At 61.0% G+C, this 20849-nt stretch carries 19 protein-coding genes; 8 read left to right on the forward strand and 11 right to left on the reverse strand.

Features of this window, described 5'->3' with window-relative positions; all coding sequences use genetic code 11:
• Positions 1-46: 46 nt before the first annotated feature.
• Positions 47-283: a hypothetical protein gene (locus AC1RS8_RS10495; protein WP_090456158.1), complete on the reverse strand. Its 237-nt coding sequence runs from the start codon at positions 281-283 to the stop codon at positions 47-49.
• A 341-nt stretch (positions 284-624) separates the two neighbouring features.
• Here AC1RS8_RS10495 and AC1RS8_RS10500 point away from each other — a divergent pair, with 341 nt between their 5' ends.
• The 3 genes from AC1RS8_RS10500 to AC1RS8_RS10510 all read left to right on the forward strand — a co-directional run bounded on the left by AC1RS8_RS10500 (position 625) and on the right by AC1RS8_RS10510 (position 3871).
• Positions 625-1071, forward strand: a complete 447-nt coding sequence (locus AC1RS8_RS10500; RefSeq protein WP_349736859.1) for an anti-virulence regulator CigR family protein — start codon at positions 625-627, stop codon at positions 1069-1071.
• A gap of 117 nt (positions 1072-1188) precedes the next feature.
• Complete coding sequence (locus AC1RS8_RS10505) at positions 1189-1680, forward strand: hypothetical protein (RefSeq protein ID WP_493162564.1); 492 nt, start codon at positions 1189-1191, stop codon at positions 1678-1680.
• 271 nt (positions 1681-1951) lie between these two features.
• On the forward strand, positions 1952-3871 hold the full coding sequence (locus tag AC1RS8_RS10510) for a tyrosine-protein phosphatase (protein ID WP_489338693.1): 1920 nt from the start codon (positions 1952-1954) through the stop codon (positions 3869-3871).
• A 248-nt stretch (positions 3872-4119) separates the two neighbouring features.
• Here AC1RS8_RS10510 and AC1RS8_RS10515 read toward each other — a convergent pair whose 3' ends face one another.
• Positions 4120-5067, reverse strand: a complete 948-nt coding sequence (locus AC1RS8_RS10515) for a helix-turn-helix transcriptional regulator (RefSeq protein ID WP_223473444.1) — start codon at positions 5065-5067, stop codon at positions 4120-4122.
• Positions 5068-5347: 280 nt separating this feature from the next.
• Positions 5348-5800 carry a hypothetical protein gene (locus tag AC1RS8_RS10520; RefSeq protein WP_090456151.1) on the reverse strand — a complete coding sequence of 151 codons (453 nt, stop codon included), beginning with the start codon at positions 5798-5800 and terminating at the stop codon, positions 5348-5350.
• 382 nt (positions 5801-6182) lie between these two features.
• Between AC1RS8_RS10520 and AC1RS8_RS10525 the strand changes: the two genes are divergently transcribed.
• Both AC1RS8_RS10525 and ppk2 read left to right on the forward strand, forming a co-directional pair.
• The gene (locus tag AC1RS8_RS10525) at positions 6183-7940 is read left to right on the forward strand and encodes a SulP family inorganic anion transporter (RefSeq protein ID WP_489338692.1); all 1758 of its coding nucleotides are present in this window, start codon (positions 6183-6185) and stop codon (positions 7938-7940) included.
• Between the two features lie 22 nt (positions 7941-7962).
• Positions 7963-8781, forward strand: a complete 819-nt coding sequence (gene ppk2 / locus AC1RS8_RS10530) for a polyphosphate kinase 2 (protein WP_090456147.1) — start codon at positions 7963-7965, stop codon at positions 8779-8781.
• A gap of 49 nt (positions 8782-8830) precedes the next feature.
• On the opposite strand, the gene speF is transcribed toward ppk2, so the two are convergent.
• Positions 8831-11014: an ornithine decarboxylase SpeF gene (speF, locus tag AC1RS8_RS10535; RefSeq protein WP_090456145.1), complete on the reverse strand. Its 2184-nt coding sequence runs from the start codon at positions 11012-11014 to the stop codon at positions 8831-8833.
• 442 nt (positions 11015-11456) lie between these two features.
• Between speF and AC1RS8_RS10540 the strand changes: the two genes are divergently transcribed.
• The gene (locus AC1RS8_RS10540) at positions 11457-12239 is read left to right on the forward strand and encodes a DeoR/GlpR family DNA-binding transcription regulator (RefSeq protein WP_489338691.1); all 783 of its coding nucleotides are present in this window, start codon (positions 11457-11459) and stop codon (positions 12237-12239) included.
• A 171-nt stretch (positions 12240-12410) separates the two neighbouring features.
• Here AC1RS8_RS10540 and AC1RS8_RS10545 read toward each other — a convergent pair whose 3' ends face one another.
• The 7 genes from AC1RS8_RS10545 to AC1RS8_RS10575 form a co-directional block, all read right to left on the reverse strand.
• Positions 12411-13694, reverse strand: a complete 1284-nt coding sequence (locus tag AC1RS8_RS10545; protein ID WP_489338690.1) for an NAD(P)/FAD-dependent oxidoreductase — start codon at positions 13692-13694, stop codon at positions 12411-12413.
• A 474-nt stretch (positions 13695-14168) separates the two neighbouring features.
• Positions 14169-15527 (reverse strand): chromate efflux transporter, encoded by a 1359-nt coding sequence (gene chrA, locus AC1RS8_RS10550; RefSeq protein WP_489338689.1) that lies wholly within the window; start codon positions 15525-15527, stop codon positions 14169-14171.
• A gap of 44 nt (positions 15528-15571) precedes the next feature.
• Positions 15572-16060: a molybdopterin synthase catalytic subunit MoaE gene (gene moaE, locus AC1RS8_RS10555; RefSeq protein WP_489338688.1), complete on the reverse strand. Its 489-nt coding sequence runs from the start codon at positions 16058-16060 to the stop codon at positions 15572-15574.
• Positions 16061-16063: 3 nt separating this feature from the next.
• On the reverse strand, positions 16064-16315 hold the full coding sequence (moaD, locus tag AC1RS8_RS10560) for a molybdopterin converting factor subunit 1 (RefSeq protein WP_090456136.1): 252 nt from the start codon (positions 16313-16315) through the stop codon (positions 16064-16066).
• Positions 16312-16818: a cyclic pyranopterin monophosphate synthase MoaC gene (gene moaC, locus AC1RS8_RS10565; protein WP_150814415.1), complete on the reverse strand. Its 507-nt coding sequence runs from the start codon at positions 16816-16818 to the stop codon at positions 16312-16314. The genes moaD and moaC overlap by 4 nt, the downstream gene beginning before the upstream one ends.
• A gap of 43 nt (positions 16819-16861) precedes the next feature.
• Positions 16862-17689 carry a formate dehydrogenase accessory sulfurtransferase FdhD gene (gene fdhD, locus AC1RS8_RS10570; RefSeq protein WP_489338687.1) on the reverse strand — a complete coding sequence of 276 codons (828 nt, stop codon included), beginning with the start codon at positions 17687-17689 and terminating at the stop codon, positions 16862-16864.
• Positions 17690-17834: 145 nt separating this feature from the next.
• Positions 17835-18725, reverse strand: coding sequence for a LysR family transcriptional regulator (locus AC1RS8_RS10575; protein ID WP_090456130.1), 891 nt, complete (start codon positions 18723-18725; stop codon positions 17835-17837).
• Between the two features lie 285 nt (positions 18726-19010).
• On the opposite strand from AC1RS8_RS10575, the gene moaB reads away from it, so the two are divergent.
• A complete protein-coding gene (moaB, locus tag AC1RS8_RS10580; protein WP_489338686.1) occupies positions 19011-19550 on the forward strand; it encodes a molybdenum cofactor biosynthesis protein B in 540 nt (179 codons plus the stop codon).
• Positions 19547-20752: a molybdopterin molybdotransferase MoeA gene (locus tag AC1RS8_RS10585; protein WP_489338685.1), complete on the forward strand. Its 1206-nt coding sequence runs from the start codon at positions 19547-19549 to the stop codon at positions 20750-20752. Before moaB ends, AC1RS8_RS10585 begins: the two co-directional genes overlap by 4 nt.
• Positions 20753-20849: the final 97 nt, after the last annotated feature.

Here is a 20849-nt window from a genome sequence, read left to right on the forward strand (position 1 = left end):
AGGGGCCGGGTCAGCGGGGCAGCCGATCGGCCGCCCCGCCTTGACCTCAGGCGGCCCGGGCATCGGCCCAGACGAAGTTCCAGCTGGTGCGTTTGCCCTTGGCGATCTCGATCAGCTTGTTCTCGTACACCGTGTGATTGACCACGCCGGTGTAGGTCAGGGTGCGGGCGGCATTGGTCCCGGTGACCTCGCCCGGCTTGCCGCCCGACTCGACCATGGCTTTTTTCATGTCGGCATCCGACGGGGCGCTGCTCTGGTTTTTTTCCACTTTGACGAAACTCATGATTCACCTCTTCCGTGATGGGGGGATCGGTGCCAACGCGGGCCGACAAGTCGACGACCCAGTTCCACACCGACGGCCATACTCTATTGGCCAGTTCGGCGGCGCAGAAGTGACAACTGCGGCGCTGAGGTAACAATCGGGAAACAGCGCCACGCATTGAAGTATCTGCGACGTATCAAGCGTGGATTCACATCGAAGAACGTTGCGGCGAATGCCCGGACGTGAAACCTGGCTTCGAGCGGATGAGCGCAGACGGTTCATGGCTCTGTGACTCGATGGAACCAACTACGTCAATAGCGTCTAAATTTCAGGGAACATTTCCCACCACGAAGGAGTGACTCATGTTCAGGTCTCGATCTTTGATTGCAGCAATCACCTGTTTGACCCTGATCAGCGGCTCGGCGACGGCGCTGGCTGATCCCGGTAACGGCCAAGGTGGCGGGAAGGCCAACCATGGCAACCAGGGCAGTCATGGCAACAAGAACAAGAATTCCGGCGGCGGGGACTGGAGCAATGGCCCGAGCATCAACCGCAGCAGCGTGCTCCAGATCATTGGCGTGAACACGGGCTACTGGAGCCCCGGGCCTGATTTGCCACCGGGCATTCAAAAGAACCTTGCCCGTGGCAAGCCGCTTCCACCCGGCATCGCCAAAAAACTGGATGGCCGGCTGGTCGGCAGGCTGCCCCACTACGATGGCTACGAATGGCAGCAAGTCGGTACGGACCTGATCCTGGTTGCGCTGGCCACCGGGCTTGTCTATGAAATTCTCGACGGTGCGTTTGATTAACGTGTGGAAGGTCTTCCCGTTGACTGAGGGTGCTCCAGCCGTCTGTCGTGGCACTTGAACTGTTCCAGGGATATCGCGTCATACGTCACGCGATATCAACCTCCTACGGAAGCAATCATGCTTTTTAAAAACAAGAGTCTCGTTGCTGTAATGTCATGCGCCATGATGCTTGCAGCCGCTCCGTTACTCCCTGATGGCCTGTCGATCATGGGTTCCGCATACGCGAAGGATGGCGGTGGCGGTGGAAACGGTGGCGGTGGCGGTGGCGGAAATGGCGGTGGTAATGGCGGCGGAAACGGCGCAGGCCACGGCGGCGGTATGGGGGGCGGACACGCCGGTACAGGCCACTCCGGCAGTAACGGCCGCGGCAACGGGCTGAACAGCGACCATGCCGGCAAATCCGTGCGCGACCATGGCCTGAGCGGGAACCACTACGGTAGTGAGCGCAACGATGATAACGGTCATGGCACCACGACCTCAGGCATCGCCCATTCCAAAGATACTCGCGGCATCTCCAAGGCCAGGGCTATTTCGGCCTCGACGCCGGGTGAGCACAACACCAAGGGCTTGAGTAAAGCCGGGCAGTCGACCTCGAAAAAAACCCATTGAGTTCGCGGCGACAGATCAGTTTCTGAAAAGCAAAAAACCCGCTGGAAGGCGGGTTTTTTTATACCTGGAAATTGACCACCGGCCACCACACACCTCGTTCCCCGCCAGGCACATCACTCACAACCAGCCCCCCAGCGGGCATTACACGGACAGAAAACGAGCCGCCGGGACATATCGCGCAGTGATTTGCGTTCGTGGGCGATTTGTCATGTTCAACGCCATTTCATTGTAGATATTAGTCAGCCCAACGCGATTTCAATGAGGCTGCACTGTGTTCCAACGACTTGTGTGTTCGCTGTCTGTTTTGAGCCTGTCCATCGCTGCCGCCCAGGCGGCCGAGACTGTCCCCCTCAACACTCCTCGCCTGAAGAGCATCGATAACTTGCGCGATGTCGCCGGTCTCACCACCGCGTATTCGACGGCCAATGACGGCACGATGCGTGGCGGGGTGTTTTACCGCTCCAACGCGCTGACGCCATCGGCGGCGGATCTGGCAACCCTCAACGGTATGGGCATCAAGGCGGTCTACGACCTGCGCACGCCAACCGAAATCGCCGCCACGCCCGACACGATGCCCACGGGTGCGACGTACACCAACATCGACATCATCGGTGGCTCCACGTCGGGTGCGAACATCACCAACGTTGCGTTCCACAGCGCCGCCGAAGCCACCGCCATGATGCAGGACACCAACCGTGATTTCGTCCGCAACCCTGGGATGCGCAGCGAGTTCAACCAGCTGTTCAATGAGCTGGCCACGGTCGACGGCGCCGCGCTGTTCCATTGCACCGCCGGCAAGGACCGTACGGGCTGGACCGCTGCTGTGCTGCAAAGCATCGCCGGGGTCGACGATGCCACCATCATGAGCAACTACCTGGCGACCAACGACTACACCGCCGCGCGCATCAAGGCGACCCTGGCGGCGTTGCCACCGAGCCTGGCGACCATCTATGGGTCGCTGATCGGTGTGGAGGCCAGTTACCTGCAAGCCGGCCTGGACGAGGTGACCGCGCAATACGGCACGATGGATAACTACCTCAAGCAAGGCCTCGGCCTGTCCCAGGAAACCATCTACGTGCTGCGCGGCAAGATGGTGTTCTACAACAGCCTGCCTGGCGCAGCGGACCTGGCCGGCAACGCCGCGGCCGGCGCGCAGTTGTTGCAGCAACTGCAGAACAGCAACCTGTCGGGCACCTACAGCGCCTACAACTACTACCTGCAGTCGGCCATTGATGCGGGTAGCCTCGGCGGTGTCGAGTCTACTGTCGGCGGTCAGGTGCACGCCGACGCCGCGAGCTACCTGCTGCGTCAGGGCGCGATGATCGAACAGGCCGCCGCGCCGTTCACCAGCGGCATCGACCTCAAGGCCGGGCAATATCGCCTGTGGAGCACCGCCCTGGCGGGGTACCTGGGCACGGATGGTTCGTCCCAGGCCTCCAGCAGCAACGAGCATAGCCAGGGCATGATGATTGGCCTGACCCAGCGCTTTTCCGAACAGCTCAGCGCCCATGCCGGCTTCGGCTACAGCAGCGGCAATGTCGGTGGTGCTGGTGGCGAGGCCGATACCGACCTGACCTTCTTCAGCGTCGGCGCACGCTTTGCGCCGAACGGTCTGGAACGTGGCCTGTTTGTGGATGCCAATGCCAGCGCGGGCTATCTCGATTACGAGAGCAAGCGAGAACTCGGCGGCGGTCTGGGCACGGCCAGGGGCGACAGCCATGGCAACCTCACCGGCGCGACCCTGGCGCTCGGTTACCGTGTGCCGGTGAACGGCGTGACCCTCGAACCGAGCCTCGGCGTGCGGGTCAGCCACGTCAACCTGTCGGGCTTCCAGGAAAAGGGCAGCGAACTGGCCCTGGACGTCGACGGCATCCACGAGACCCGCAAGAGCGCGGTGGCCAACCTCAACGCATCCTTTGCACCTGTCAGCCTCGGTGCCTGGCAAGTGGTGCCGGGTGTGCAAGTGGGCTACGAGCATGTGTTGGGCGACCATGAAGTCGACAGCGAAGGGCACCTGTTGGGGCTGGACATCGAACAGCAGGCTGCCTTCGACAACCGTGACCAGTTCACTGGTGGCGTCAACGTCATGGCCAACCTTGGTCCGTGGAGCGTAGGGGCGCAAGTCGGCGCCAGTGGTGGCGGCGACAGCCACGGCTTCAATGGCGGCCTGAAGGCCAGTTATCTGTTCTGACGATCAGATCAAACAATCTGTGGGATCGAGCTTGCTCGCGAAGGCGGACTAGCAGCCGACGAAGAGGGTGGCTGACATACCGCCATCGCGAGCAAGCTCGCTCCCACAGTGGTTTTTTGTCGTACGCGGGATTTGTGTTCGACACCGATCAATGGTGGGAGCGAGCTTGCTCGCGAAGAGGCCGTGTCAGTCGACATGGATGTTGAATGTCACTACGCCATCGCGAGCAAGCTCGCTCCCACACATCCTCAATTGGTCGCCATGGGTCGCGTTCTCCGGCCTTTTCTCACGTCTGCGGGACTGATGCCGTAGGCACTCTGGAAATACTGGCAAAACCGGCCGACATTGCTGAAGCCGTGTTGCAAGGCCACGTCCGTGACCGAAGGCGATACACCCTGGGACAGCGCGGCAAAGGCGCGCTCCAGGCGTACCTGGCGCTGATAGGCGACGATCGAGGTGCCCATGAAACGCTGAAAACCCTCCTGCAATGCGCGCAGGCTGACGTTGGTCAATTGCGCCAGTTCGGTACCGCTGGCTAGTCGGTCGGGATGTGCCTGAATGTACTCGACGGCCAGCTTCACATGTCGCGGCGCTATCAGTGGGGAGGGGCGCTGAAGGGCCTCGGTGAAGTTGTGCGGCCAGGTTTCGAGCACCGCGTCGACCAGCATTTCGCGAAGGCGTGAGGGCATCAGCGAGCCCGTATTGATCAGCAGGTCGAACTCGGTTCCGGTGGCCAGGTCCACCAGCGCCTTGATGCCCTGCAAGGCGGGTACGCTCAGATCCACCACGGGCTCAAAACAGATTTTTTGCAGGATCGGCTTGCCGAGCAACATCGACAGTCGTTCGGTGATCAGCGCCCGGCTGATCGAAATCCCGTGCTGCGCATGATTGTCGACAAAGCGCGCCGAGCGGACCTCGGCCTTGTCGATGGCCAGGCCGATCTGGGCGAAGCCAACCGACTCGGTGACGTGGTTGAAGATGATCTTGCCGGCGGTGGGAATGACGAACGTGATTTCATCAAGGGGGGCGGGAAATGCCACCGTGAAGTCACCGTGAAAGTGCATGCGACGAAAGCTGACACCTTCGTGTCTGCCATAGACCCCGCCGATGCTGATGCTTTTTGGCGGCGGCGCAGAGTCGGAGTAAAGGTTGCCGAACAGGTTCAAGAACAACGCGCCAAAGTCGTCACAGCTCATGTCGTTGGACCTGATGATGATTTGCTTGCGCGTCGTGCTTGAGTACACCTGTAGTGTCACCTTGAGCGGTTGGGCAAAGCCCGGTACGGGGAACTGCCGATCGGAGTTCGAACGGATGCGGTTCGGGAAAGCGCTAGGACGTTATCAGTGACTAATGACAGGTTTGTTACCGGTTGTTGCCACTGTCGCCGCCGGCTCCGTTCACCCGACGCCACCGCTCGCACCGCACAACGGGTGGCACGAGCGGTACCGGGGCGTGGGCGGCCTGCAATGGCCGCGGCTATTTCACCGGTTCTGTTGCCTTGATATCCCCGCAAAAAATATCGACGTTGCCATCGGTCGAAGCCGTTCGCACGACCACCGAATACTTGCCGTCAAGCAGGGTTTGCAACGGCACAGGCGCGGTTCTGGTAAAAGACCAGCCGCGTACGGGTTGGCGTTCGGTGTTGACGGTGTCGTTCATCGCGTAGGCGACTGACCCGGGTTGCTGGCAGGTGCCGTTATTGATGAAAGAGTAAAGACGCAGGGGCAGCGTAACCCCCATTGGAGCACCGCTGATGAAGAAACTGAGCCCCGTTTTCTTGTCCCAGTCGGTCAAGGTGACGGTGCCGATCTGACCGGCGTTTTGCCGGGTGGCGACCAGGTTAACGTTCACGCCGTGGGTCGAAGAAGTGGTGCAGCCGAAAAGGCTTGCCGCAACCACGAGTGCTGCCAGTGAGGTTTTGAGCTTCATTGCCAAACTCCTGAGTTGAAGAACTGCAATGGGGAGAATTAGCGGGTATAGCTCATTTATCGCTTTCATGACGTCGTCCATACGAGGCTTCCACTTTCAGGAAGGACGTGTTGGAGGTATTCGGGCTCAATCAACGAATCCCTTCATCGCCGCGCAAACCGGCTACATTTGTAATCTACCGAGCCCGATTGCCCGGACGTTTGCCGGTGTATTCAACCCATGCCCCACCCTTGGAATTTCCTCAACCTGAGCTGATTGCCCGCCGGCACACGCGCTTCGATGCCTTTGAGGGTTTGCAATGGTTGCGCGTGCAGTTAAAGGATTGTGCGGTCTGTCGAGCCCACTCATCATCCGCATGGAAGATTTGCCACTGGAGTGACCGATGAATCAACAAGGCAGCCATCCGCAAGAGCGGATTCCAGGCACTCCACAGCGGAGAACCTTGCGCAGCCTGTTGATCCCGGAGTGGCTCGGCAGCTACCGGCCAGACTGGCTGCGCAGCGATGTGGTCGCCGGGCTGACGGCAGCGGCCGTGGTCATACCCAAGGCGCTGGCGTACGCCACCATTGCCGGCCTGCCGGTGCAGGTCGGGCTGTACACGGCGCTGGTGCCGATGGTGATCTATGCCGTGCTCGGCACGTCGCGCCCGCTTAGCGTCAGCACCACGACCACCCTGGCCATTCTCGCCGGCTCCGCGTTGGGCCAGATCAGCCCCGAAGGCGATGCGGCGACCTTGCTCGCCGGTTCCGCCACGCTGGCCCTGATGGTGGGTGCGATCCTGATTGTCGCGGGGTTGCTGCGCCTGGGTTTCGTCGCCAATTTCATTTCCGAGCCGGTACTGGTGGGTTTCAAGGCCGGCATCGGCGTGGTCATCGTGCTCGACCAATTGCCCAAGCTGTTGGGCACGCACATCGACAAAGGCGGCTTCCTGCACAATCTGGTGGCCACGGTCCAGAGCGTCGGCCATGCCTCGCTGCCGACCGTGGCGGTCGGTGTGTTCATGGTCCTGCTGCTGGTGGGCATGAAGCGTTTTACGCCCCGGCTGCCCGCACCTTTGATTGCGGTGGCGCTTGGCATCATCGGCATGAGCCTGTTTGGCCTGGAGCGCTTTGGTGTGTCCGCCGTGGGCGTGGTGCCGATCGGATTGCCCGCACCGACCCTGCCGGTTTGGTCGATGGCCGAAACCCTGTGGTCCTCGGCGATGGGTATCGCGCTGATGAGTTTCACCGAAACCATCGCGGCGGGGCGCGCTTTCGCTCGCAGTGACGAGCCCGCGCCACAACCGAATCGGGAACTGCTGGCCACAGGCGTTGCCAACATCGGTGGCGCGTTTCTCGGGGCCATGGTCGCCGGTGGCGGGACCACCCAGACGGCAGTGAACCGCCTGGCCGGCGCCCGTTCGCAACTGGCGGCACTGGTCACCGCCGCACTGGCGCTGGGCACTTGCCTGCTGCTGGCACCGCTCATTGGCCTGATGCCCAACGCCACGCTCGCCGCCGTGGTGATCGTGTATTCGGTGGGTTTGATCGAACCGGCGCAATTTCGCGAAATCCTGTCGGTTCGCCGTACCGAATTTGCCTGGGCCGTGGTGGCCATGATCGGCGTGATGCTGCTGGGCACGCTGCAAGGGATCGTCGTGGCGATTATCGTCTCGTTGCTGGCCCTGGCCTACCAGGTCTCCGACCCGCCCGTGCACGTACTGGGACGCAAGCCCGGTACCAACGTCTATCGCCCGCAGGCCACCGACAACGAAGACGACGAACACTTTGACGGATTGCTGTTGCTCAGGCCCGAAGGACGGGTGTTCTTCGCCAATGCCGAGCGCATCGCCGACAAGATCCGGCCGCTGATTGACGTGGCGAACCCCAAGGTCGTGGTCCTGGACCTGCGCAGTGTGTTCGACCTGGAATACACCGCGCTGAAAATGCTCACCGGCGCGGAGCAGCGCATGAGTGAGAAAGGCATTTCACTGTGGCTGGTGGGCATGAGCCCCAGCGTATGGGACATGGTCATCAAGGCACCCTTGGGCCATACGCTGGGCGAGGCCCGGATGTTCTTGAACCTGGAACAGGCTGTTGAACATTACCAGCGCAGTCGACGCGCAATGAACGCGGCCGGGGGCACTCCGGACGCTATGTGACGCATTGAAGGAGGTAACGGGCATGGCAAAGAAGAAGGCGGCAACCAAAAGCAAACCGGTCGAAAGCGGCAAGCTCAAGAACAAGGATTATCTCGAGGAACTGGCGCGGCTGCATGTCGAGATGGTCAAGCTGCAGGAGTGGGTGCAGCACTCGGGCGCCAAGGTCTGCATCGTCTTTGAGGGCCGTGATGGCGCCGGCAAGGGCGGGACAATCAAGGCGTTGACCGAACGGGTCAGTCCGCGGGTGTTCCGGGTGATGGCGCTGCCGGCACCGACCGAGCGGGAAAAAAGCCAGATGTATGTGCAACGTTATTTGCCGCACCTGCCGGCGGCCGGTGAAGTGGTGATCTTCGATCGCAGCTGGTACAACCGCGCCGGTGTCGAGCGGGTCATGGGGTTCTGCAGCGACGAGCAGGTGCACACCTTTCTCACCGGGGTGCCGCGTGTCGAGCAGGCACTGGTCGAATCGGGAATCATCCTGATCAAATACTGGCTTGAAGTGAGCCAGGAGGAGCAGACCCGACGCCTCAAGTCGCGTATCACCGACGGACGCAAGATCTGGAAGCTGTCACCCATGGACCTCAAGTCCTATAACCGCTGGTACGACTACTCCCGTGCCCGGGACGACATGTTCAAATTCACCGACACCGAATTCGCCCCGTGGCGGGTCGCCAACTCGAATGACAAGCGACGGGCGCGACTGAACATCATCAGTGATGTGCTGAACAGTATTCCTTATGAAGAAATACCGCGGGCAAAAGTGAAACTGCCCAAACGCCAAAGTCCCGGAAACTATCGGGATCCGAACTATCCGTTCAAGTACATCCCGGAAAAATTCTGATCGATGCATTGGGCAGGAGCCGGCCCACGCCAGCTCCTGCTGCATGCCATCAGGCCTTGATCACGTACCCATACGCCCGGGTACGACCGCCTTCCTGCTTCAGATACACACCCTGCAGCTCCGGCGTGAAGCCGGGCAAGCGGTTGATGCCTTCTTCCAGGGCCAGGAAGTACTTGAGCACCGCGCCTCCCCAGATTTCACCCGGCACCACGCACAGCACCCCCGGCGGATAAGGCAACGCACCTTCGGCCGCAATGCGCCCGTCGGCATCCGCCAGCGCCACCAGTTCGACGTTGCCGCGGATGTACTCGATTTGCGCTTGCTGCGGGTTCATGGCCTTTTTCGGGAAGTGTTCCTTGCGGAACATGTCCTTCTGCAACTGCTGCACATTGTGGTGGCGGTACAGGTCGTGCATTTCCTGGCAGAGCTGGCGAATGGTGTAGTTGCGATAACGTTCCTGATGCTGCGCGTAGATGGCCGGCAACACCCGGCTCATCGGCGCGTCATCGCTGATGAAGCGTTCGAAACGGGCGATCTGCGCGGCCAGGTGGGTCATCTTCGCCCAGTCTTCGGCCGGGGTGAGCAGGAACAGGATGGAGTTGAGGTCGCATTTTTCCGGAACGATGCCGTTCTCGCGCAGGAAGTTGGCCAGGATACCGGCGTGAATGCCGAAGTCGGTGTAGCTGCCATCCACCGGGTCGATGCCCGGCGTGGTGAACAGCAACTTGCACGGGTCGATGAAGTACTGCTTCTCGGCGTAGCCGGCAAAGGCGTGCCAGCGGTCCTTGGGGTGGAACTCGAAGAAGCGGATGTCATTGGCAATGTCTTCGGTTGGATAGTCTTCCCAGGCGCGCCCTTCAATGGTATCCGGCACGAACGGGCGGACCATGGTGCAGGCTTCGAGGATCAACTTGCGCGCTTCGATGCCGAACTTCACGCAGTCTTCCCACAGGCGCAGGCCGCTGCGGCCCGAGTGAATGCGCGCATTCACATCCAGCGAAGCGAACAGCGGGTAGAAGGGGCTGGTGGACGCCTGGGCCATGAACGCGTTGTTGAGCCGGTGATGATTGCAATAGCGCGCCTGGCCTTTGATGTGGCGGTCCTTCTTGTGCACCTGGGAGGCCTGGGAAAAACCGGCCTGCTGTTTGTGCACCGACTGGGTGACGAAGATGCCCGGGTCGTTTTCGTTGAGGTCGAGCAGCAGCGGCGAGCAGTCCTTCATCATCGGGATGAACTGCTCGTAGCCGACCCACGCCGAGTCGAACAGGATGTAGTCACACAGCTTGCCGATGCGGTCGACGACTTGCCGGGCGTTGTAGACGGTGCCGTCATAGGTGCCCAGTTGAATGATCGCCAGGCGGAACGGCCGTGGCAGTTGCGCCTTGTCCGGGGCGACTTCGGCGATCAGTTCGCGCAGATAGTCTTCGTCGAAACAGTGGGCGTCGATGCCGCCGATGAAGCCGTAGGGGTTGCGCGCGGTTTCCAGATACACCGGCGTGGCGCCGGCCTGCAACAGCGCGCCCTGGTGGTTGGATTTGTGGTTGTTGCGGTCGAACAGCACCAGATCGCCGGGGGTCAACAGGGCGTTGGTCACCACCTTGTTCGACGCCGAGGTGCCGTTGAGCACGAAGTAGGTCTTGTCGGCGTTGAACACCTGCGCGGCGTGTTTCTGCGCCAGCAGCGCCGGGCCTTCGTGGATCAGCAGGTCGCCGAGCTTGACGTCGGCGTTGCACATGTCGGCGCGAAACAGCGTCTCGCCGAAGAAATCGAAAAACTGTCGCCCCGCCGGATGCTTGCGAAAGAACTGGCCGCCCTGGTGACCGGGGCAGGCAAAGGTTGCGTTGGCCGCCTCGGTGTACCGTTTGAGCGAATCGAAGAAGGGCGGCAGCAGGCTTTCTTCATAGGCTTTGGCCGCTGTCTCCAGTTGGTTGCCATGGTATTCGACGTTACTGGGGGACAGGTCGAAGATGCCGTTCACCTGCAGCAGCACGTCATTGAGGTGTTTGTAGACCTCCCGGGGGCGGGTGCTGGTGCCGGGGGACGGCACCAGGAAAATCGGCACATCAAAACCGGTGCGCTGAATGACGTCCAACGCTCCAGCCAACACATCATTGACCGACACCACGGCCACGGCGACGTCGGTGAAGTCGGTTTGACTGAGCGGGACTACCTCCCGGGCGTTCAGGAAACATTCGGAGGCGCCATCACTGGCGGCGATTTTCAGAGCTTTCATGGGTGGTGTCTCCTGGCGGGCACTCAATTGTCCGCAGCTTTTTTAGAGAGCAACTTCCGAGGGAGCCTTCCAGTTCCCCTGATCGGAAATCATGTCACCACTGGTTATAGTGCATATTCCTGATCTGTCAGGCGTTTTACCGCGACCTTGCACAACTTGACGTCTCACGACCTGTCGGTCAGGCGTGAACCAGCGCAATCGTGAACGAGACCACGATCATGCACGCAAAAGCAAAATTGATATTCATGAGGTTTCCATCCGAAACATGAGTGACGGCGCCATCTTGAACAGGTCACAGCAAAATAAAAAATTCGGCGTAATGATTTGAAAGATCGAAAAAAATGATACTTGGAGGTGTTTGCCCGGCCGCCCGTTTGTGTTTGTCCCGTGCTTTGGCTAATCTCGCCGAAGAGCGCAATTTCACGCATAAACGGGCAAAAACATGCACGACAACCATTCCGCTGCCGAACTTCCATCCGTACGCCGGCAAAAAATCCTGTTGATCCTCGAACGAGACGGCAAGGTCATGGCCTCGGAGTTGAGCCAGCATTTCGCGGTGTCCGAAGACACCATCCGCCGGGATCTGGCGGAACTGGCCAGTGTCGGCCTGGTGCAGCGGGTACACGGCGGGGCGTTGCCGCGTCCCAAGGACACGGGCAAGGACTATTTCACCCGGATCAGTGAAACCGATGAGGTGAAAACCCATCTGGCGCAATTGGCTGCGCGACGGGTGCAAGACGGTCAGATCGTGGTGTTCGATTCCGGCACTACCACCTTGCAGATCGCGCGTTCGCTGCCGGCGGACATTGCCATTACCGCGATCACCGCGTCGCCGATGACCGCCATCACCTTGTCCGAATACAAAGGCATCAAGGTGATTCTGGCGGGCGGCCAGCTCAACCCGGCGACGATGTCGGCCAGCGGTCACGAAACCCTGCGGGTGCTGGCGGGCATCAAGGCCGATCTGCTGTTTACCGGGGTTTGCGCGATTCACCCGCAGGTGGGCTTGAGCTCACTGCATTTTGATGAGGTGCCGGTGAAACAGGCGATGCTCGACTGTGCCTCTCACGTGATTGCCGTCACCACGGCGGACAAACTCGGGGCGGTGGAACCCTTTGTCGTCGCGCCTTGCAACCGCGTGCACACGCTGATTACCGAACGGCATGTGGCGTCTGGCAATGTTGAAGATTACCGGGCGCTGGGGATCGAGGTGGTGCAGGCTTGAGTGGGTCTTTGTGGGAGCGAGCTTGCTCGCGATGGCGTACTTTCAGCCGACATCACTGCTGAATGAGACACCGCCATCGCGAGCAGGCTCGCTCCTACAGGAATCGATGTCGACCACAAATCTCCAGGCCAGCACAAACAACATCCATGTTGAATGTATTGGCCAGTAACCTCAGCGCAGTCGCTCAAGCATCTGGTAGTACCACATGCCGGCGGCGAGCATCGGGTTGCCGAGCAGGTCGCCCATGGGCACGCGGATGTGCTGGCAGGCGGCGAAGGTGTCGAACTGTTCCAGTTTTCCTGTGATCGCACGGCCCATGATTTCGCCCATGATGTGGGTGGTGGCGATGCCGTGGCCGGAGTAGCCCTGGCAATACCAGACGTTGTCCGACAGCTTGCCCAGTTGTGGGATGCGGTTGATCACGATGCCCATCGCGCAGCTCCACTGGTAATCGATGGCCACGCCTTTGAGCGCCGGGAAGGTCTGCTCGATGCACGGACGCAGCTCGGCGGCGATATCGCGCGAATCCTTGCCGCTGTAGTTGGCGCCGCCCCCGAACAACAGGCGACCGTCAGCGGTGAGGCGGTAGTAATCGAGCACGAAGCGGCAGTCATAGACCGCCAGGTCTTCGGGGTTGATCTGTCTGGCCAGATCGCCCAGCGGCGCAGTGGTGACGATGCCGCCCATGGCCGGGAAAATCTTGCCCTTGAGCTTGCCCGGTTCCAGCTTGTGGTAGACGTCGCCGGCCAGCAGCACCTGGTTGGCGTCGATGTATCCGTGGGCGGTGCGCACTCCAGGCGTGTCCCCATGGATGATCTCCAGCACTTCGCTGTTCTCGAAGATCAACGCACCGAGGCTTTCGGCTGCGCGGGCCTCGCCGATGCACAGGTTGAGCGGGTGCAGGTGCATGTTGCGGGTGTTCTTGATCGCGCCGTGGTAGAGATCGCTTTGCAGCAGATCGCGCACCTGGTTGCGGTCGAGCAGGCTGACCTCGTCGCCCATGCCACGGTGCACCGCCTCTTCGTAATCCTTGCGCAAGCCGGCCATGTGCGCGGGTTTGTACGCCGCGTGCAGGTGACCGTGCTTGAGGTCGCAGGCGATGCCGTATTTTTCCACGCGCTGCTGGATGATCTGGTGCCCGCGCCAGCGCAGGTTCCAGATGAAATCATCGACTTCATCACCGATGGTGCGGCGCATCTGTTTGCGCATGGCTTCATCGCCCGACAGGCTGCCGGTGACCTGGCCGCCATTGCGCCCGGTGGCGCCCCAGCCGATCTTGTGGCTTTCGACGATGGCGACCTTCAGGCCTTTTTCCGCCAGCTCGACGGCGGTGGCCACACCGGTGAATCCGCCGCCGATGATCACCACATCAACCCGGTGCCGGCCTTGCAGCGTCGGGTAATCGGTGTCCTGGTTGAGGGTGGCGGTGTAGTAGGAATTGCAACGTTGAGTCATGTCGGTGTCCACACGAAATTGAAAGAAACTCAATGCCTGTCAGTCAAAGTGCGCAACCTGTGGGAGCGAGCCTGCTCGCGAACGCGGTGTGCCATTCACAGTTGATTTCGAATGACACTCCGCTATCGCGAGCAGGCTCGCTCCCACAGGGATTGCATACGCTGAGCAAACGCAGGGATAGCGAAGGAGGGGGCTCGCCGATCAGGCGAGCAGGGCGCTATCCGGCGGACGTGCGGAGTGACGCAGTTTGGAGCGGCGCAGGGCCATGGGCAGGTTGACGATGCGCTTCATGCAATGCCGTCCACGGCCAGCAGCGAGGTGGCCTGGATCGAGAGGTTCAGCAGGTGCTGTTCTGACGGCAAAGTACGCATGGCGCAGGTTTCCGGCGGCGGAAATCGTCGGTGGCCAGTAGCACAAGCCATCCGGGGGATGGCTGGATACTAGGGAGGATTGCGGCGCGTGTAAATGTTTGATTCAGAACATCAGGTGCACACCCAGGCCGATCAACCCGCAGCCGATCAACACCTCGATTACCCCGCGCTTGAATCCAAGCAATGCAACGCCCGCGACTATCGCGATCAGCAGCGAAGGCCAGTCCAGTGCTCCTTCGAAGCCTTTGGGCCACAGCACGTGGTAGGCAAAGAAACAGGCCAGGTTGAGAATCACGCCCACCACGGCGGCCGTAATGGCCGTCAGTGGCGCGGTGAACTTGATTTCGTTGTGCGTCGATTCCACCAACGGCCCGCCGGCGAGGATGAACAGGAACGAGGGCAGGAAGGTGAACCAGGTCACCAGCGTCGCGGCGATGGCGCCGGCAACGAAGGCCTGATCCGGGCCGAAGACCTGATGCACGTAGGCGCCGATAAAACCGACGAAGGCGACAACCATGATCAACGGACCCGGCGTGGTTTCACCGAGCGCCAGGCCGTCGATCATCTGCGTCGGCGTCAGCCATCCGTAGTGGCCGACCGCGCCCTGGTAGACGTACGGCAACACCGCGTAGGCGCCGCCAAAGGTCAGCAGCGCGGCCTTGGTGAAGAACCAGGCCATCTGGGTCAGCGTGCCTTCCCAGCCGAACAACGCGGTGAGCATGGCCATGGGCAGTGTCCACAAGATCGCACCGATCACGGCCAGACGCGCCAGTTTCCAGCCACTGAAGCGGGCGTGTCCGGGGGTTGGGGTGTCGTCGTCGATCACTGCCGGGCCGTAGGAGCGTTTCGCAGCGCTGTGGCCACCGGTCCTGAATTTTTCCGGTGCCAGTCGCCCGCCGAAATAACCGATGACCGCCGCGCCGAGCACGATCAACGGAAACGGCACATTGAGCACGAAGATGGCCACGAAGGACGCGGCGGCGATGCCCCATAACCAGCCGTTCTTCAGCGCCCGCGAGCCGATCCGGTGAGCCGCCTGCACCACGATTGCCGTGACCGCAGGCTTGATCCCGTAGAACAGTCCGGCGACCACGGGCACGTCACCAAAGGCGATGTACACCCAGGACAGCGCAATCAGGATGAACAGCGAAGGCAATACAAACAGCACGCCAGCGATCACACCGCCCCAGGTCCGGTGCATCAGCCAGCCGATGTAGGTCGCCAACTGCTGAGCCTCTGGCCCGGGCAGCAACATGCAGTAGTTGAGGGCATGCAGAAAGCGCCGCTCGGAGATCCAGCGCCGGCGTTCGACCAGCTCCTGATGCATGATCGAAATCTGCCCCGCCGGCCCGCCGAAACTGATGAAACCAAGCTTGAGCCAGAACAGGAAGGCCTCGCGCAGGCTGATGGACCGGGGTTGCAGTACATCCTGTTGCGTGATCGGGGAGGGCGTGGGGCTCAAGCGGAAACTCCTTGTGCAGAAAAGCTTTGAGCCGATGACTGTAGCTAGGCCGGAGCGCGTTGCATAGCCGCCTCATTCGGCCTATCTGCCCAGCGCTCGACGGCTGACCGGTCGCTGTCACGGGCATCGACCCAGCGTGCGCCGGACGCCACGTCTTCGCGTTTCCAGAACGGCGCGTCGGTTTTCAGGTAGTCCATGATGAATGCACAGGCTTCGAAAGCGGCTTGACGATGGGGGCTGCTGACGCCGACAAACACGATCGGCTCGCTGATCGACAACGGGCCGATCCGATGCACGATCTGCACCGCCCTCAATGGCCATCGGGCCCTGGCGTTGTCGACGATTTTTTGCAGCGACCGTTCGGTCATGCCCGGGTAGTGCTCCAGAAACAACCCGCTGACCGCCTCACCCTGATTGATGTCGCGCACATAGCCGACGAAGTTGACCACGGCACCCACCCCCGGATCGTTTGCCTGCAGGCTGTCGATCAGCCGGCCAACGTCGAACATTTCACGCTGGACCCGAACCGTCATGTCTCAACCCCCGGTGACCGGTGGAAAAAAGGCGATCTCGTCATAGTCCTCGATCACCCGGTCTGGATGGCACAGCTCCTGGTTCAGCGCACACATCAGGTTGCTTTCACCCAGCACATGGCTCCACACCTCACCGCGAGCCATCAGCAGTCGGCGCACGTCCTCGATGGTCTTGAGGCTGTCGGTCAGGGGCAGTTTTTCACCACCCAGGTTGAGCTGCTCGCGGTAACGGGCGAAGTAATTGATCAGGATCATTGCGCGTCCTCGAACTTGAAATGACCGGAGCGGCCACCTTGTTTACTCAGTAGGCGGATGTCATCGATGACCATGCCTCGATCCACTGCCTTGCACATGTCATAGAGGGTCAGCGCCGCCACGCTGACGGCGGTCAGGGCTTCGAGTTCGACCCCGGTCTGACCCTCGACGCGGCACGTACTGAGGATTTTCACGCTGTCGGGTGTGCAGGCCTTGAGTTCGACGTGGATCGAACTGAGCAGAAGGGTGTGGCACAGCGGGATCAGTTCATGGGTTTTCTTTGCCGCCATGATTCCGGCGATCCGCGCCACGGCAAATACGTCGCCCTTGGGGTGGCCGTCGCTTTGAATCAGCTTCAGGGTTTCCGGACGCATCCGCACCCAGGCCTGGGCCTGGGCTTCACGCAGCGTCGAGGTTTTTTCGCTGACATCGACCATGTTGGCGCGACCCTGGCTGTCGAGGTGGGTCAGGCCATCGGGCGATGCATCTGAAATGTCTGTCATGGGAGGTTCCTGCGCTTGCCAGCGCTGTGATCAGGTGAAGGCATCATGCCGGGCTGTAAATGCGTGGTGCGTTGCGGTGGGGGATGTGAATCAGGTTGAGGCGATGTTTGATTGCCCATTGCACGGTCAGGGCGGTGGGTGCCGACAGACTGACCAGCGTACCGAGCCTGGCCCTGACGGCCTTGTGGATCAGTTCGAGGCTGCAACGGCTGGTGACCACGGTGAAGCCGCAACGGCTGTCGATGCCGGCGTGTTGCAGGGCACCGATCAACTTGTCCAGCGCGTTGTGGCGGCCAATGTCTTCGCGGCAGATCAGCGCGTTGCCTTGGGGGTCGAAGTACAGCGCCGCGTGCAGCGCACCGCTGCTGCGGGCCATTTGTTGGGCCTGTTCGATGCGGTTGCGGATGTCGATGAAATGTTCGGCGGGCGGCAGGGCAACCGACTCGAGAATCTCCAGTTTCGGTAGGGCCTGCTCCAGCGCTTCCACACCGCACAGCCCGCAACCACTGGTGCCGGCCATTTGCCGACGATGGTTCTTCAGCGCCCAGAACGCACGGCTGGAGATCTGCACGTCGGCTTGAACGGCCTGGTCGAATCGGGTGAGGCGCAAGTCGTAGATTTCACTCTGGTCCTCAACGATGTCGTTGCTGACGCTGAAGCCACGGATGAAATCTTCGAGGTTGCCCGGCGACACCATCATCACCGCCTGACTCAGACCGTTGTATGTGATTGCCAGGGCAATCTCTGATGCCAGCGCCGCCTGACAGACTGACGCGGCGTTGTCGTACTCGCGAAAGTTCACACTCAACGGTTGGGGCGCGGGGGCATTGGTGTCGCTTCGAACATCGGTTTGTTCAACTTGGCACAACATGAAAAGAACCTCGAAGCGCTGAATTAAGTTCAGGCTACGGGTAACTTTAAACAGCGTCCAATCGCTTGTTCCGATGTGCCGATTGGTGATGTCTATCAAACTGGGCAAACATGTCCGGTTCGGTTTTTTTAAAACCGAAACTTGATCAGTCAGTCCGGCTGAATAACGTTCGTGCTTCGGCGAAACACTTTTCGGCAATCGCCGAACGCGGTTCGGTCTTGCGCATCACCAGGCCCAGGGGCGCGAGTACGCTGGCATCCGGCAATTCGATGAACGCCAGGTGTTCGATGGGCTCTTCCAGGCCACTGTCCAGCGGCATGATCGCGCAGCAGAAACCCTCGTGAATCGCCTGCAGCAACTGGTAAGTCGAATCGCTTTCCAGGATCGGTTGCGGGTCCAGTCCGCGGCTGCGAAAGCTCAGGTCGATGGATTTGCGGTAGTGCATGCCGTTGCTGAGCATCCCCAGCGGCAGTTCGGCGGCGTCCTCCCAGCTCATTTGCGTGCCGTCGAAATGGAAGTGGCGATTGTCGTACAGCAGGCCGACGCGGGTTTCGCCGATCTCGAAAAACTCGAAATAGCTCGGGTTGACGTGATCGAGGTAGCACACGCCCAGGTCCAGCTGATTGTTGCCAAGGCCCTCGATGATCTGGTCGGAACTCAAGGACGACAGGCTGTACTTGAGCTCGGGAAAGCTGCGGGACAGGCCCTGAATGTAGGTGACCGGGTTGAAGCTGCTGAGGGGTACCAGCCCCAGGCGCAGGTTGCCCACGAGCTGGCCCCGGCACGCGGCGGCCTCGGCGAAGAGCCCGTCGTGGGCAGCCAGCAGGGTCCTGGCCCATGCCAGCACCCGTTCGCCGGCCTCGGTAAAACCCTCGAAGCGCTGGCCTCGGGTGACCAGCACCAGGTCCAGTTCATCCTCCAGGTTGCGCAGGCGCATCGACAGCGTGGGCTGGGTGATGTGGCAGCGCGCGGCCGCCTGGCCGAAGTGGCGGGTCTGCTCCAGGGCGATCAGGAACTTGAGTTGTTTGATGTCCATGACGGCACCTGCTGGCGGGGGAGTGAAGGGTTAAGTATTGACTCAGGCGCGCAAGACACAAGGCGAGGCAGAAATCGTGAGCCGAGACGATCTCATTGTCTTCGGTGTGCGTCCAATCACTGCTATCTAAGGTGTTATCGACGGGCTCTATCATTGCTGTTGTTTCTGGTCTTTTTATATTGATAGATTGGCTCGATAGTCTGGTTGGTTAGAGTGATTAGACACGGCTTGAATTATCGAATTAGTCTCCGGAAGTCATTTAATCAATATCTGCCGGAGAACCCCATGAGCGTCAAACCGGATGCATTGTTTATACCCCTGAATATTGCCGTGTTGACTGTTAGCGATACCCGCGAATATGCCAATGACACTTCCGGCCAATTACTCGTCAGTCGTTTGCTGGAAGCCGGCCACACCCTCAGCGAGCGAAACCTGCTCAAGGACGACCTGTACAAGATCCGCGCGCAGGTGGCGAACTGGATTGCCGACGACGGTATCCAGGTGGTGCTGATCACGGGCGGCACCGGGTTTACCGGCCGCGACAGCACACCTGAGGCAGTGGCCTGTTTGCTGGATAAACAGATCGAAGGCTTCGGTGAGCTGTTCCGGGCGATTTCGATCCTCGACATCGGCACCTCGACGGTGCAGAGCCGGGCATTGGCCGGGCTGGCCAATGGCACGCTGGTCTGCTGCCTGCCGGGTTCCACGGGCGCCTGCCGCACCGCGTGGGAAGGCATCCTCGCCGAGCAACTCGACGCGCGCCACCGGCCGTGCAATTTCGTACCGCACCTCAAGCCTGTGCAGGCTTGCGGGACGCGCGGATGAGCTATTCACCCTTGATGCCGGTGGAGGATGCCATCGAACGGTTGCTGACAATGGCCGAGGCACAGTGGATTGAAGACAGTGAAGCGGTGCCGCTCAGTGCCGCACGGCAACGGGTGTTGGCCAATGACCTGGTGGCGACCCTCGACCTGCCGCCGTGGCCGAACAGCGCCATGGACGGCTATGCCCTGAATGTCGACGGTTGGGACGGGGCACCGCTGACCGTGTCGCAACAGGTATTTGCCGGTCACGCCCCCCAAGCACTGGCACCGGGAACCTGCGCGCGCATCTTCACCGGCGCCCCGGTTCCGCCGGGTGCCAACGGCGTGGAGATGCAGGAGAACACGCAAGTACTGGATGACGGACGTATCCGCTTCAAGCAGCCATTGAGCGCCGGCAGCAACATCCGCCCGCAAGGTCAGGAGAACCGCGTCGGCGATGTGCTGCTGCGCGCCGGCAAGCGCCTCGGTCCATTCGAACTGGCGGTCGCGGCAGCGCAGGGCTGCACCCATGTGCAGGTCGTGCGGCGACCACGGGTGGCGTTGCTGTCCACCGGCGATGAACTGGTCGATCCGGGCACACCGCTCAAGCCCGGCAGCATCTACAACAGCAACCGCACATTGTTGAGCCATTGGTTGAATGCGTTGGGTTGCGAGGTCATCGAGGCCGGCATTCTCCCCGACGAGCCACGCCAGACGCGACTCAAGCTCGAACAGCTGCAACACACGGCGGACCTGATGCTCAGCACGGGCGGCGTGTCCGCCGGTGACGCCGACTGCCTCGGCCAGGTACTGCGCGAGTGCGGCAAGCCGTTGCTGTGGAAACTCTCGATCAAACCCGGCAAGCCATTGACCGTGGGCCACTTCGGCCGCGTGCCGGTGATTGGCCTGCCGGGCAATCCGACTTCGGCGTTGGTCACTTTCGGTCTGTTGGCCCGGGCTTATCTGTTGCGGATTCAGGGGGTCGAAGACGTCGAGCCTTTGAGCTTCCCGGTCAGGGTCGGCTTTGCCTGGCCCAAACCCGGAAGCCGCCGCGAGTACCTGCGAGCGAAACTCGAAGCCGGTCGCGCGGTGCTCTATCCGAACCAGAGTTCCGGCGTGTTGCTGGGCGCATCCTGGGCCGATGGGCTGGTGGAAGTGCCGGAAGGCTGCACACTGGAAGCTGGCGACATGGCGCGGTTTATTCCCTTCAGCGAGCTGTTGTGAATTCCGCAAACAAACTGTGGGAGCGAGCTTGCTCGCGATGAGGCCGGCAAATCCAACAGAGATGTTGGCAGGCAGACCGCTATCGCGAGCAAGCTCG

This window comes from Pseudomonas sp. GW821-FHT12A04 (assembly GCF_058807755.1).

Excerpts from the sequence above, each read along its gene's own strand:
- AC1RS8_RS10495 (WP_090456158.1), bottom strand. The coding sequence starts at position 283 with ATGAGTTTCGTCAAAGTGGAAAAAAACCAGAGCAGCGCCCCGTCGGAT.
- AC1RS8_RS10500 (WP_349736859.1), top strand. The coding sequence starts at position 625 with ATGTTCAGGTCTCGATCTTTGATTGCAGCAATCACCTGTTTGACCCTG.
- AC1RS8_RS10505 (WP_493162564.1), top strand. The coding sequence starts at position 1,189 with ATGCTTTTTAAAAACAAGAGTCTCGTTGCTGTAATGTCATGCGCCATG.
- AC1RS8_RS10515 (WP_223473444.1), bottom strand. The coding sequence starts at position 5,067 with ATGAGCTGTGACGACTTTGGCGCGTTGTTCTTGAACCTGTTCGGCAAC.
- AC1RS8_RS10520 (WP_090456151.1), bottom strand. The coding sequence starts at position 5,800 with ATGAAGCTCAAAACCTCACTGGCAGCACTCGTGGTTGCGGCAAGCCTT.
- AC1RS8_RS10525 (WP_489338692.1), top strand. The coding sequence starts at position 6,183 with ATGAATCAACAAGGCAGCCATCCGCAAGAGCGGATTCCAGGCACTCCA.
- ppk2 (WP_090456147.1), top strand. The coding sequence starts at position 7,963 with ATGGCAAAGAAGAAGGCGGCAACCAAAAGCAAACCGGTCGAAAGCGGC.
- speF (WP_090456145.1), bottom strand. The coding sequence starts at position 11,014 with ATGAAAGCTCTGAAAATCGCCGCCAGTGATGGCGCCTCCGAATGTTTC.
- AC1RS8_RS10540 (WP_489338691.1), top strand. The coding sequence starts at position 11,457 with ATGCACGACAACCATTCCGCTGCCGAACTTCCATCCGTACGCCGGCAA.
- AC1RS8_RS10545 (WP_489338690.1), bottom strand. The coding sequence starts at position 13,694 with ATGACTCAACGTTGCAATTCCTACTACACCGCCACCCTCAACCAGGAC.
- moaE (WP_489338688.1), bottom strand. The coding sequence starts at position 16,060 with ATGACGGTTCGGGTCCAGCGTGAAATGTTCGACGTTGGCCGGCTGATC.
- moaD (WP_090456136.1), bottom strand. The coding sequence starts at position 16,315 with ATGATCCTGATCAATTACTTCGCCCGTTACCGCGAGCAGCTCAACCTG.
- moaC (WP_150814415.1), bottom strand. The coding sequence starts at position 16,818 with ATGACAGACATTTCAGATGCATCGCCCGATGGCCTGACCCACCTCGAC.
- fdhD (WP_489338687.1), bottom strand. The coding sequence starts at position 17,689 with ATGTTGTGCCAAGTTGAACAAACCGATGTTCGAAGCGACACCAATGCC.
- AC1RS8_RS10575 (WP_090456130.1), bottom strand. The coding sequence starts at position 18,725 with ATGGACATCAAACAACTCAAGTTCCTGATCGCCCTGGAGCAGACCCGC.
- moaB (WP_489338686.1), top strand. The coding sequence starts at position 19,011 with ATGAGCGTCAAACCGGATGCATTGTTTATACCCCTGAATATTGCCGTG.
- AC1RS8_RS10585 (WP_489338685.1), top strand. The coding sequence starts at position 19,547 with ATGAGCTATTCACCCTTGATGCCGGTGGAGGATGCCATCGAACGGTTG.